The sequence below is a fragment of the Deinococcus peraridilitoris DSM 19664 genome, assembly GCF_000317835.1.
GTDB lineage: Bacteria > Deinococcota > Deinococci > Deinococcales > Deinococcaceae > Deinococcus_A > Deinococcus_A peraridilitoris.
Window position 1 is genome coordinate 2143262 of sequence record NC_019793.1, and the last position, 11805, is coordinate 2155066.

Below are 11805 nucleotides of genomic sequence, written 5' to 3' on the forward strand. Positions count from 1 at the left end.
GACATCCTCTTGGTGTGATGGGACCGCACTGTTGGCATTGTGAAGGGTACCTTAACGTCGGCGCCCGGAAGGCCGGACTGACAACCATCCGAAGTAACAAAGTCCTGCTAAAGCCAATGCTCCTGATGATGGGCGGGCGTGGAACCACGCGGCGGCGAAGTCCACCACCTTCCGCTGCGGCATCAGTCGCGCGGTCGCCGAACCCACCTTGCCCACCTTCACCAATCCCGCCGCTTCGAGGTCCGCCTTCAACGGCGGAAAGATCGCGTCGTCGTAGTCGACATCTTCGAAGGTCATCCACAGTTGTCCTGACCGAACTCACGCCGTTTCGAGGCTACGGATACCCAGTGGGCATGCAGTTGGAGTGACTTCGACTGATGGGAGCCGCCCTGAGAAGGGAGGCTCAGCGCAAAGGCGGGGCTCCTGCATGGAGCCACCGCCTTCGGGCCATTGACTGCTGTGAGCGTCAGCGTGTGAAGCGCTGATGGACGACGCGGTTGATGGGAACGGTTTTCTGCACGTTGCCGAGTTGTTGCAGCAACTGTGCGTACTCCTCGGCGGACTCCAGGTCCGCGCCTGTGATCTTCGAGTCGAACGACAACCCCTTCAGTGCAGACTGAACGACCTGCTCGCCAGGAATGGTGCCTTTCTCGGTCTTGATGCCGTTGGGGAAGAACTCCCTGGCCAGGATTTTCGCGGCCTCCCCAGGCTGCTGCTTCACGAAGCTCACGGCTTTCGCCTGGGCCGCCACGAGCTTTTTGACCGTTTCGGGCTGTTTGTTGATCAGCTCGGCTCGCGCGGCGAGCACCGCACCAAGCGATGATTTCCAAACGGTGTTGATGTTGTAAGCCTCACGCAGTGGGAGTTGCAGTTGCGCGATGGTCGTCCAGGGCTCCAGGAGTACCGCGGCGTCGAATCGGTTGGTGGCGAGCCCACCCACCAGGTTCGGTGCTTCGGAATTCACGACGGTCACCGACTTGTCGTCCAACCCGAACTTGGGAAGAACCAGCCCGGAGAACAGGGTCTCGGGAACGCTGCCAGAGGGCAGCACGCCTACGCGCTTGCCCTTCAGATCGGCTGGACCCTTGATGCCAGAGTCGTTTCTGGCGAGGATGCTCAGGTCGGCGTTCGCGGCTTTTCCGATCACCCGCACGGGGGCGCCTCGCGCGGCCCACACGTACACCGGCGCGAAACCAACCTGTGCCGCGTCGAGCTTCCCGCTCGCCAGTGCCTGCATCAGAACCGGACCACTTCCGAAGGGAACGAGCTCCACGTCGAGGCCCTGTTCCTTGTAGTAACCCTGTTCTCTCGCGATCAGGGACAGGGAGGTGGGAAGGACTTGCACGTAACCAATCCGGACTTTCTCGGCTTCGGCGGCACCAACAAGCGCAAGTGGCAGCAGAAACAGCAATTTCTTGATCATCATAGGGTTACCTCTTTCAGTTGGCTGGATTCGTCAACGCCGAGGTCGGCGAGGATACGCTGGCGCAGCGTTAGCAGGGGAGGCGCGGTCCTGCTGCGCGGGCGGGGCAACGGTACCGGGTGGTCAGCGATGACCCGCCCTGGCCGTGGGCCCAGCACGATGACGCGGTCAGCGAGGTACAGGGCTTCCTCAACGTCGTGCGTGACCATCAGCACGGTCATGTTCCCGCCGGTCCAGAGTCCGCTGAGTTCCCGCTGGAGTTGCAGGCGTGTGAGGGCGTCGAGCGCACCGAACGGTTCGTCGAGCAGCAGTACCCGGGGCCGGACCGCCAGGGCACGGACGATGGCGGCCCGCTGGCGCATTCCCCCTGACACCTGATGAGGGTAGTACGTGCCGAAGTCACCGAGGGAGACGCGCGCGAGCCACTCCACGGCCTGCTGGCGCGCTGCGGAGCGTGGTGAGCCCTGGAATTCCAGGCCAAGCGCGACGTTGTCCTGCAAGGTCAGCCAGGGAAGGAGGGCGTGCTCCTGAAAGACGAGCGTGCGGGAAGCGTGAGGCCTGCGAACGGATTGGCCGTCCACGGTGACCTGCCCGGACGTGGGTGGCTCCAGCCCAGCGACCATGCGAAGCAGGGTGGATTTCCCGGTTCCGGACGGGCCGACCAGCGCGACGAACTGACCCGAATTCACGTGCAGGTGAACGTCCTGGAGGACACTGAGCGTCCCGAAGTCCTTGCTGACGTGTTCGAACGTGACCGAACTCATGCCGTTCTCCACGAAAGGAAGCGTCGCTTGAGACCTTCGAACAGCCAGACGTTGAGCCCGGCCGCGAGCACGGCGATGACCGTCACGTCGAGAAGGACCGTCGTCATGTCTCCTACCTGTGAAGCGCGTTGAATGCTTCCACCGAGCCCTTCGCTGACACCCAGGACCATCTGGGCGGCGATGAGGGAACGCCAGGCATTCCCGAAGCCCGCCTGCGCGCCGGAGAGCAGGGTCGGCAGCATTTCCGGAACGACGACGCGACGCAGTACCTGACGCTGGCTGGCGCCGAGCACGCGCACGGCGTCCAGGTGCAGTGTGTTGAGGTGGTCGATCGCGCCGATCATGCTCAGGCTGAGCGGGAAGAATGCGGCGACCGCCACGACCGCGAGGACGGGCGCTCCCCCGAACCCCAGGAGCAGAACCAGCAGCGGGATGAGGGCCACGGGTGGAATGGCTTGCAGGATCCCGGTGAATGCGCCGATGTAGCGGCGGAACGGGAGTGAAGCCAGTGTGGGCCAGATCAGCACGCTCACCAGGACCACCGCGATGGCGAAGCCTGCCAGAAGTTGCACGAGGCTGAGCGTGACGGCTTCCCAGAATTCAGGTTGCGCGGCGGCGGTGGGGAGCTGTGGCAGCACCTCGGCGGGCGAGGGGAACAGGAATCCCGGCAGGAACACGGACGCGACCTGCCAGGTCAGCAGGATGCTGAGCAAGGCTGTCAGGTACGCGATCAGGTTGCTTCTCGTTGTCATGTTCTTCCCGTGCGCGAAGACCGCGGTGATGTGCACCCTAGCACGATAAGTTGACAAGATATGTAACTTGTATGGGTTGAAGAGCTCGCACATTTGGCGCAACATAAAACACCATGAAAGCTGTCTTTCACGTGAACGATCCTCAGCGCTGGCCCGCCGCCCTCAGCGCAGCGGAGAACCTCTACCAGTTCGGGACCGACGTGGAGGTCACCTTTGTCGCGAACGGGGAGGGCGTGCATCTCCCCGCACAGATGGACCGGCTGGTGCAGCTCACGACGAGAAACGCCCGTGTCCTTCTCTGCGCACAGGCGATACAACGCCAGGGGCTGAACAGGGCAGAGCTGCCCGACTGGGTCGAAGTCGTCGCGGCGGGCATCATTGGATTGGTCGAAGCGCAGCAAAAAGGCTACGCTTACATTCGCCCGTAGCTGCCCGTTATTCCCCTCGCAGGAGTGTGCCGAGAAAGCGCCGGGGAGACATTTAGATCATCACGGCGAGCGGCTGACAATGGCGAGGGCGTGCTTATCTGGCTGAAATGAGCAACAAGGACTGAGCGAGGATAATCCGTTTCCAGGCTACGGTGCCCGGTGGGCATGCAACTGGAGTGACTTCGAAACGGCAGCGGGGAGCTCGGTAGGGCGAGGGCTGGGAAACCTGACAGGCCAGATGAATGTGGTAGGGCTCAAACGCGCCTTGACCCAGATTTTTGTTGAGCAGTCCGTGCATTTCCCTGCAGTGGCCTTTGCCCCACGAGCGACTTGCCGGTCAGACGGACCGGGCGTCGAAGTCAGCGGGAACCAGCACACCCAGGGCCTGCGGCGCAAGCGTCAGCCGCAACTCCGACGTTTGGAATACTTCGCCGTCGACGCTGGCCCACACGTCTCCGGTCCTGCTGACGACGCTCAGCTGGTGGGCGGTGATGTGCCGAATTTTTCCGCCGGACGCCCAACGCGCCACCTGCAGCAGACTCACGAGGCTGCCGTTGCCGAACACCAGGATGTCGAGCTGCGAATCGGCGACCGACGCCAGTGGCGTGGCGCGCAGCGGCCCTGCCACGTAGCGCCCGTTGGCGACAAGCAGCTGATGGGTATGGAAGACCCAGGCGCCCGATTCGGAGGTCAAGTTCAGATGCAGCGCGCGATGCCGCCACAAGACCTTTGAACCGACAACCGGCCAGGCCATGAGTCCCAGGTGACGTTTGACTCCCGGCGTCAGGGACCGGGCGATTTCAGCGGACAGGCCCAACGCCACACTGTTGAGGAACACCCTGCCGTTGACGAGGCCGACGTCGACCTGGGTCGGTGTACCGTCGGCGATGAGGCGTGCCGCGCCGGCCAGGTCGAGCGGTACGCCCACGCTGCGCGCAAAGGAATTGCCGGTTCCGAGGGGCATGACGGCCAGGGCCGTACGGCTTCTCGCGAGGATGCCCGCCGCGTGTGACAGGGTGCCGTCTCCGCCGCCGACGATGACGTACGGCGCCTCCCGGGCCACCTCGGCGCGCAGCAGCGCGTTCGCCTGTGAGACGTCGTGCACGATGACAGGACGAACGGCAAGCCCGGCTGCGCTCAAAAGTGCCACCGCCCGGTTCAGCCCTGTCCGACCACGCCGTGACTGCGCGTTGACCATCAGCGTGACCGGCTGTGCCGAAGGAATGGCAGGCCTCTGTGTCATGGACTCAACGTACCGGCCACCCCTCGGTCAATCAAGCAAGACCTGCGTGACTTTCGGTGCCGCCGTGGTAGATAGAGACATGCCGGGTCTGGCGCGTCTGCTGCTGTCCCCACCGAGTTGCCGTGACCTGACGGCGCTGCGGGCGGCCGTGGCGGGGAAGACGGTCCTGATCACCGGCGCTTCGTTTGGCATAGGAGAAGCGACCGCGCGCCTTTTCGCGGAGGCAGGAGCGCAAGTGCTGCTGATCGCGCGCAGCGAAGACAAACTCCGGGCGCTGGCAGAGGGCATCCGCGCCACAGGAGGACGCGCTTTCGTGTATCCGCTGGACCTGTACCGCACGCAGGACGTTGGGCCGCTGGCCGAGCAGCTCCAGCGAAGACACCCCCGCATCGACGTCGTGATCAGCAACGCCGGGAAATCCATTCGCCGTCCGGCCCTGGAGTCCCTGGAGCGGCGTGACCTGGAACGTTCGCTCGCAGTGAACTTCAGCAGCCCGGCAGCGCTGCTGCTGGCGTTGCTGCCGCGCATGATCGCCCAGGGGGAGGGTCAGGTCATCAACGTCTCGACGGTGTCGGTCAAGCCACCCGCGGCACCTCGCTGGGCCACGTATCAGGGAAGCAAGGCGGGTTTTGACTTCTGGCTCAGGAGTGTAGGGCTGGAAGTGCGGGAAAAGGGTGTTGCGGTGAGCAGCGTGTACCTGCCCCTGGTGCGGACCCGGATGAGCGCGGCCAGTGACCTGTACCGCTTCGCGCCTGCCCTGAGTGCACTGGAGGCCGCCCAGGTGATCGCGGGCGCGGTGGTTCGTCCCCGGGAGCGCATCGAGCCCTGGTGGCTGCGTGGTCAGGTGCTTGCGGCGTGGCTCTTTCCTGGATTCGTCGATCGCCTGCTCGGGAGTCTGGAAGGGTGGGAGCAGGCTCGGGAGCGGCGCCGGGCCGGTCGGTCATGACCGGACTGTCTCAGGTGCTGCGGGTGGTCCGGCAGGCCGGGCTGAAGAAGCCCCTGCGGTCGCTGGGAAGTGGCGTGGCCATGACGCTGCGCCATGGACCCTCCCTGTACGCCGTGGCACGCTGGTCAGCCCGGCGCTTCCCCGATGTACCGGCGCTGGTGGAACCTCAGGGAAGCCTGACTTTCCGGCAGCTCGTCGACCGGACCGACCGGGTGGCCGCTGCCCTCGCCGAGCGCGTGACGCCCGGCTCGGTCATCGGGTTGCTCGCCCGCAACCACGGCACATTCGTGACGACGCTGCTGGCCAGCCAGCGTCTGGGGCTCAGGACCGTGCTGCTGAACACCTCCTGGTCCGCCCGGCAGACCCTGGAGGCCTGCCGGGCACATGCGCTGGAACTGGTCGTGGTCGACGACGACTTCCTGCCTGATCTGTTGGCACTCGACGAGGGCTTGCGTTGCTGGACAACTTCCGAAGTTCAGGCGCAGGAGGGCGGCCTGGCTCCCGGAAAGTTCCCACCGCACGGCCTTCCGGGCAGCATCGTGATCCTCACGTCGGGCAGTACCGGGCCACCCAAAGCTGTTCGGCGAGACGCCAGATTCCTGGAAGTGCTCCCGACGGCCGTCGCCCTGCTTCAGCAGCTTCGGCTTCGTGCGCACGCGCCTACACTGCTGACGGTCCCCCTGTTTCACGGTCATGGACTCTCGACCCTGGCACTGTGTCTGACCATGGGTTCACCGCTGCATGTGTTCGCGCGTGGAACACCCGAAGCTTACTGGCAGGCCTTGCAGCAGAAGGACATCGAGGTGCTGGTTGTCGTGCCGACCGTGCTGTACCGCTTGCTGGAGGTTTCATGCGCCGCACCTGCGCCGCACCTGCGGACGATCGTCTGCGGTTCGGCTCCGCTTGGGGCGGCGCTGGCCGGGCGTACACTTTCGCGGTTCGGGCCGGTGCTGTACAACCTGTACGGCACCAGCGAGTGCGGCCTGATTTCCCTGGCGACGCCGGAACATCTTCTGGCGGCACCGGACAGCGTGGGGTACGTTCTGCCCGGCGTCAAGGTGGGTATCCGTCGTGCGGACGGCACACCCGCACGCCCGGAGGAAACTGGAGAAGTAATGGTGCAGGGCGTGATGGTCCGCGGTGGCTTCGGCAATTCGCTCCCTACGGGGGATTTGGGTCGACGGAGCGCTTCAGGTCTGCTGACGCTCGCCGGACGGCGCGATGACCTGCTGATCTGTGGCGGTGAGAACGTCTCTCCTGAAGCGGTCGAGTCGCGCATTGAGCAGCTCTCCTACGTGCGTGAATGCGCGGTCATGGGCATTCCAAGCGAAGAGTACGGACAGGGTCTGGCCGCGTTCGTGGTCCTGAATCCCGGGATGGGTCACGTGACGCGGCAGATGGTCGAGTGTGATTGCCGACCGCTGCTGCCCAGGATGCTGCGGCCCACGCGGCTGGCATTGGTCGATGAATTGCCGCGGAACGCACTGGGAAAACTGGATCGCCAGCGGCTTGGTTCCCTGTGGGAATCGCCCGAATCCTGACGCTTCCCCGGATGATCTGCCGCCGTTCCCGGTGCGGTGGGGCATGCCGTGTGGGGTGGTCTTTTCGGAGGGCCTGATGAAGGTGCCGGACAATTCAGACCTCCGGATTTGCGACGTGAATGCCTGAAGATTCATGCAAGGTGGCGGTGGTGTTCGCTATCTTGAGGATTCATGAAAGCTACGCAGGCTCCGCTGATGCTGGAAGGGCGATTGCGCCTTCCCAGCAGACGCCGGGAAGGCCAGGCCCTGGTCTTGCAGGGTGAAGCGGGCATTGGAAAAACGCATACGTCCAGAAATGCATTGCTGGCCCTGTCCTACCGAAGCGTCACGATACACGCCAACATCAGCGCGCGCGCCCTGGCGCGCGCGCTGCCTTCTGCCAGCAAGCTGGCCGCCTGGGCCGAGACTGCCCTCGGCAAAGCCGCGCGTGGTGAATACGTCGCGGTGCAGGCGTTGCAGGACGCCTTGGCGGAGCAACTGGTGGCGCTCTCACCGTTTGTGTTGCACATCGAGGATCTTCACGAAACGACAGAAGCGAAATGCGCCTTCTGGAGTGCGCTTGCGCGAACCGCGCCGCGGTTGACCGGTGTGACGCTGCTGGGCACGACACGTGGTGCGCCCCTGGCGGGTTTCGAGGTCGTGCATCTCGCACCTCTTGATGAGCATGAATCGGGGTTGTTGCTGGAAAGTGAAGCAAAAGCCCCGCTGCCGACAGAAGCAAAACGCTGGGTGTACGACTGGGCGCGCGGGAATCCTTTGTTCACGCTGGAGTACTTTCGGGCGCTGGCGCGCAACGGAAATTTGTGGAGTGACGGTCGGCGCTGGCGATGGCGTGAGCCGCAGACGGACCTGCGGCCATTGACGGTAGAAACCATCATCGAGGACGTGCTGACGAGCGTCGACGCGGACCCGGACGCCACACTGCTGCTCGACGCTCTGGCGTTGCTGCCGGCCACTGCCACGGTCCAGCGCGCTTCCGCCCTCACGAACATGTCCGCAGAACGCGTGGAGATGGCACTGAGGATTCTGGAACGCCGGGGGATCCTGAACTCGGGTGTGTTCACGCACCCCCTGTACCGTGAAGTGCACCGCGCGCATCTTCCGCCAGATCGCGCACGTGTCTTTGCAGTGCAAGTTCTGAAAAATCCAGCTGTAGAAGCGGAAACTGCCGTGCACTTTCTGGAGTTCGTGGACATCTCGCGCGAGGAGGCGTTGCGGGTGCTGACCGGGGCCATGGACGCCGCCTCCGCACGCGGCAATGACGCGGGCGCCGCCGCGCACGCCTGGCGGGCTTCGCAATGGCTTGGGGGAGTGGAAGGCGCGCTTTTCGCGCTCAGGGCTGCCCAGCTCGCGCGGCGGGTAAATGTCGTGTTGGCCAGCGGGTATGCGCGCGCCGCGTACGCGGCGCATCCGACCCTGGAAACGTTGTCCCTGCTGACCGTGCTGCTGGCGCAGGTCGGGCAGGGTGAAGAAGCCGCGGCGCTGCTCGAAGCGCGCCGGGAACACAGTCCGGCCTGGTACGACGCCTGGATCGAGGTGCTGGTGCAACGGGGCGATCTGCATGGGGCAATGTCCGCGTGGCACGCGGCAGCACCCCTGCAAGATGACATGTCGGCCCTCACGCAGGGACTGATGGCAAGCGCCTATCTGAACCTGGGAAAGTTGACGGAAGCGCGCGAATTGGCGCAGGCGGGCCTGGCGCGACCTGGTGTGCACGGCGCGGTGCGCGCGCGGTTTCTGAACGTCCTCGGGGGAGTGCATTACTTTCAGGGAGAGTACGATCTGGGAGAGGCGTGCCAGGCGGAAGCGATCGGGCTGCACCTGCAGGAGGCGCGCTTCGTGGAGGCCGCCGGGCTGTACGGCAACCGTGCCCTGACGCGGTCTGCGCAAGGACGTCTTGAAGACGCCATGCTGGATCTCGAGGAATCCTTGCGGCTGCTGACGCTCGTCGGCGACGGACGGCAGTTCGCTTTTCAGCAGCAACGGCTCGGGGCGCTGCATGCCCGCGCCGGTGCGTTTGAGCGGGCAGAGGAACTGCTGCTCGAAGCGCGTGAGGTGCTCGCCCGCTCGGACGCGCTGGGCTGGTTGGCCGAATGCGAAAGTGAACTGACCAAACTCTACCTGGAGTGGGGTCCACCGGGCGGTGAAGCGCGCGCTGCCCGTCACGCGCAACGTGCACTGAAACTCGCCCGGCAGGTCCGGGTGCAGGCCTACCTCACGGACGCCTTGTTTGTGGCCGCCTGGGCCGCGGCGGCGCGACGCGAGGTCGATGAAGCGTTCGCCCTCGTGGAAGAGCTTCAGGCACTGGCGACCGGTGGGCCGCGTGTCGTCGTGTGTTACACCACCTGGGCACGTGGCCTCGCCCTGGAAGCGGCCGGGCAGCCGCAAGCGGCGCTCACGGCCTTGCGTGAAGCGGCGCAGCAGTTACATGCGGCGAACATCGACGTGCTCGCGTGGCGGGTGCAGTTCGAAGTGGCACGGCTTTCCCATGACGCCGAGCTGGCCCGGCGGGGCGTGCAGTACTTCGAGGCGCGTGGCATGCACGGTCGGGCGGCCCCCGGTCACCGGTACCTGGTGGACCTCAGCGGAAACGGCAGGCCCATGCCGCACACGTCGCAGGACGCCGGCTCGAGCGGGCGTTACCGCCTGCTGATGCTCGGCACCCTGGAGCTGCATCAGCACGGGCAGTCTCAGGCACTCCGGGGACGTCAGGCGCGTTCCCTGCTGGCCCACCTCGGTCAGGCGTGTCTGGCCGGTCGCTCGGAAGTTCCCCAGCTGGAACTCGTGGACGTGTTGTATCCAGGTCAGCACGAATCCCGCGGCGTTGCGGCACTGCAACAGCTGGTGCACCGGCTGCGGGACATGTTTGGTCCGGGCCTGGTGGTCAGTACGCCGGTCGGGTACGCCCTGGGAGCGGACATCAGCATCGATGCGCAGGAATTCTTACGGACGGGGAACCTGCAGTTGTGGCGGGGTCCTTTTCTGGATGGTCCGGAAGGAGACGTCAGGCTGCAGGCGCGTCTTCAGACGGCCCTGCATGAGGCAGCCTGGGCCTGCCTGACGCAGGATCCGGCAAGCGCGGCACGGGCGGGCGAACTGCTGCTGGCCACTGATCCTTATGACCTGCGCGCCTTACGACTCACGTTGATGGGCCTGCGTGCAACGCGCGCGCATCGTCGGCTCACACGGGTGTATGCCGAGGCGCGCGAACGCTTTCAGGAAGTGGGCGAGCGGCTCCCGGAAAGCTGGCAGGCATTCATGGCGCAGTCGAGGGATTGACTTCCCCTTCTGTTGAGAGGCTTATTCGCTCCGATCGGTGAGCTTCATCGACCGAAGGAGGGTCATGATGCCGACAACCACTTTGATGGGTGTCGGCTGAGGTTTCACGCCTTTGGTCAATCCAGACTGCTGTCATTGCTTTTCGTCTGCCGGTCCAGACCCGTTTCGATGCCGCGAACCAGCGCGCGCCACACCTCGGGCCGCTGCGTCTCGCAGGCTGTCAGCCGGTCCCGTGCAAGCTGCGGGCTGGCGTACGCCGTATAAGCCAGGGTGACTTTGGTGGCGGTGTATTTGCGCACCGGAAGCAGCCCCAGCATTTTGGTGTTCTGCACTTCGAGCAGATCGCGTCGAGCGAGCGCTTCTTTCACGAAATTCACGACGTCCAGACGTGGCTGGTGGCTGAGCGGCACGAGCAAAGCGATCAGGTCCGGCAGGTCGGAAGCGCGATTCAGCTGCTGCACGGCCTGCAGGATGCGCGCTTCGAGGCTGCCTTCCGGAAGGACCTCGTGCGAAAGGCCCGCTGAGAGCTCCAGAACGGACACTTTCCGCAGGCCGAAGAGGGTTTTCCGGTGCTGCATGGCGAGCTTGAGGCTGCCGCATGCTTCCAGCTCCAGCAGGGCAGTGGCAAGCAGGACCCGCGCGAGTTCGTTGCTGCTGACCTTATCGGGCACGAGCGGCAGGTCGACCTGCACGTCGCCGATGCTGACCGCACCCAGTTTCTTCGCGAACTGCTCGCCATGCAGCAACACCCCTTCACTGAGGGTGAGGGGAACTGTGGTGGTACCTGTAGCTGTCATACGCTGCCTCCCGTGCCTGGACCCTCAACGTTTTGCAAGGTGACCTGCAGGCCTGAGTGCAGTGTTCACCTGACACACTCACGCGGCGCTGACGTTTCTCAGGGCGTTCGCCGAAGGTGCGGCGTGACCCACGTCTTTCGTCAGGCGCACGTGAGCAGTCACCCGTCACACTGGGGTTCGGAGGTTCCAGCCGCCTATGTCCGAACTACCCTCACCGCCAAAAGAAGCGACGTATCACCTCTGTCCTCAATGCACCCGGGCCGTGAATGCCCAGGCCCAGGAGCGCTTCTGCCCAAACGATGGCGCGCGCCTGATCACTGCGTGTGGTGCCTGCGGTGAGGTGATCCGTACACCGTACGCGCGCTACTGCACGGGCTGCGGCGCGCCGTTGACCCACCGTCATCACGAAGAAGGCCAGCGGCGCGGCGTTCTGTCCCCTCGGGATTCCTGAAGGGGCTCCGGGCGAGGAACCGCCGAGCCGGGCGAGTGGACGGGGTTACCAGGTTGCGGTCATTCATGACCGCAGCTTTGTACCGGCGCTGAAGTTTCGGGAGGGGCCGCAAACCGCCTGACATGATCGCTGCCTTTCATCGCTGGGCGATGAAAGGCAGCGGCCCGACAACGTCGCGTTC

11 protein-coding genes are annotated in these 11805 nt (G+C 64.8%); 5 read left to right on the forward strand and 6 right to left on the reverse strand.

Features of this window, described 5'->3' with window-relative positions:
- Window positions 1-51 precede the first annotated feature (51 nt).
- The 4 genes from DEIPE_RS10540 to DEIPE_RS10555 form a co-directional block, all read right to left on the reverse strand.
- On the reverse strand, window positions 52-297 hold the full coding sequence (locus DEIPE_RS10540; protein ID WP_041230836.1) for an AAC(3) family N-acetyltransferase: 246 nt from the start codon (window positions 295-297) through the stop codon (window positions 52-54).
- A gap of 169 nt (window positions 298-466) precedes the next feature.
- A complete protein-coding gene (locus DEIPE_RS10545; RefSeq protein ID WP_015235955.1) occupies window positions 467-1426 on the reverse strand; it encodes an ABC transporter substrate-binding protein in 960 nt (319 codons plus the stop codon).
- Entirely contained in the window at window positions 1423-2187 is a 765-nt protein-coding gene (locus DEIPE_RS10550; protein ID WP_015235956.1) for an ABC transporter ATP-binding protein, read from the reverse strand. The genes DEIPE_RS10545 and DEIPE_RS10550 overlap by 4 nt, the downstream gene beginning before the upstream one ends.
- The gene (locus tag DEIPE_RS10555) at window positions 2184-2939 is read right to left on the reverse strand and encodes an ABC transporter permease (RefSeq protein WP_041230837.1); all 756 of its coding nucleotides are present in this window, start codon (window positions 2937-2939) and stop codon (window positions 2184-2186) included. Before DEIPE_RS10555 ends, DEIPE_RS10550 begins: the two co-directional genes overlap by 4 nt.
- Window positions 2940-3052: 113 nt before the next feature.
- Here DEIPE_RS10555 and DEIPE_RS22245 point away from each other — a divergent pair, with 113 nt between their 5' ends.
- Window positions 3053-3367 carry a DsrE family protein gene (locus DEIPE_RS22245; protein ID WP_015235958.1) on the forward strand — a complete coding sequence of 105 codons (315 nt, stop codon included), beginning with the start codon at window positions 3053-3055 and terminating at the stop codon, window positions 3365-3367.
- 337 nt (window positions 3368-3704) lie between these two features.
- On the opposite strand, the gene DEIPE_RS10565 is transcribed toward DEIPE_RS22245, so the two are convergent.
- Window positions 3705-4610 (reverse strand): diacylglycerol/lipid kinase family protein, encoded by a 906-nt coding sequence (locus DEIPE_RS10565; RefSeq protein ID WP_015235959.1) that lies wholly within the window; start codon window positions 4608-4610, stop codon window positions 3705-3707.
- Between the two features lie 46 nt (window positions 4611-4656).
- Between DEIPE_RS10565 and DEIPE_RS10570 the strand changes: the two genes are divergently transcribed.
- From DEIPE_RS10570 to DEIPE_RS10580, 3 genes are all read left to right on the forward strand, one after another.
- A complete protein-coding gene (locus DEIPE_RS10570; RefSeq protein WP_245557527.1) occupies window positions 4657-5556 on the forward strand; it encodes an SDR family NAD(P)-dependent oxidoreductase in 900 nt (299 codons plus the stop codon).
- Window positions 5553-7097 (forward strand): AMP-binding protein, encoded by a 1545-nt coding sequence (locus DEIPE_RS10575; RefSeq protein WP_015235961.1) that lies wholly within the window; start codon window positions 5553-5555, stop codon window positions 7095-7097. Before DEIPE_RS10570 ends, DEIPE_RS10575 begins: the two co-directional genes overlap by 4 nt.
- A gap of 171 nt (window positions 7098-7268) precedes the next feature.
- On the forward strand, window positions 7269-10376 hold the full coding sequence (locus tag DEIPE_RS10580) for a hypothetical protein (protein WP_015235962.1): 3108 nt from the start codon (window positions 7269-7271) through the stop codon (window positions 10374-10376).
- 116 nt (window positions 10377-10492) lie between these two features.
- Here the strand turns inward: DEIPE_RS10580 and DEIPE_RS10585 are convergent, their stop codons facing one another.
- A complete protein-coding gene (locus DEIPE_RS10585; protein ID WP_015235963.1) occupies window positions 10493-11173 on the reverse strand; it encodes a hypothetical protein in 681 nt (226 codons plus the stop codon).
- A gap of 196 nt (window positions 11174-11369) precedes the next feature.
- Between DEIPE_RS10585 and DEIPE_RS23140 the strand changes: the two genes are divergently transcribed.
- A complete protein-coding gene (locus DEIPE_RS23140; RefSeq protein ID WP_083865794.1) occupies window positions 11370-11624 on the forward strand; it encodes a zinc ribbon domain-containing protein in 255 nt (84 codons plus the stop codon).
- The last annotated feature ends 181 nt before the right edge of the window (window positions 11625-11805 follow it).

Excerpts from the sequence above, each read along its gene's own strand:
- DEIPE_RS10545 (WP_015235955.1), bottom strand. The coding sequence starts at position 1,426 with ATGATGATCAAGAAATTGCTGTTTCTGCTGCCACTTGCGCTTGTTGGT.
- DEIPE_RS10540 (WP_041230836.1), bottom strand. The coding sequence starts at position 297 with ATGACCTTCGAAGATGTCGACTACGACGACGCGATCTTTCCGCCGTTG.
- DEIPE_RS10585 (WP_015235963.1), bottom strand. The coding sequence starts at position 11,173 with ATGACAGCTACAGGTACCACCACAGTTCCCCTCACCCTCAGTGAAGGG.
- DEIPE_RS10575 (WP_015235961.1), top strand. The coding sequence starts at position 5,553 with ATGACCGGACTGTCTCAGGTGCTGCGGGTGGTCCGGCAGGCCGGGCTG.
- DEIPE_RS10550 (WP_015235956.1), bottom strand. The coding sequence starts at position 2,187 with ATGAGTTCGGTCACGTTCGAACACGTCAGCAAGGACTTCGGGACGCTC.
- DEIPE_RS22245 (WP_015235958.1), top strand. The coding sequence starts at position 3,053 with ATGAAAGCTGTCTTTCACGTGAACGATCCTCAGCGCTGGCCCGCCGCC.
- DEIPE_RS10580 (WP_015235962.1), top strand. The coding sequence starts at position 7,269 with ATGAAAGCTACGCAGGCTCCGCTGATGCTGGAAGGGCGATTGCGCCTT.
- DEIPE_RS23140 (WP_083865794.1), top strand. The coding sequence starts at position 11,370 with ATGTCCGAACTACCCTCACCGCCAAAAGAAGCGACGTATCACCTCTGT.
- DEIPE_RS10555 (WP_041230837.1), bottom strand. The coding sequence starts at position 2,939 with ATGACAACGAGAAGCAACCTGATCGCGTACCTGACAGCCTTGCTCAGC.
- DEIPE_RS10565 (WP_015235959.1), bottom strand. The coding sequence starts at position 4,610 with ATGACACAGAGGCCTGCCATTCCTTCGGCACAGCCGGTCACGCTGATG.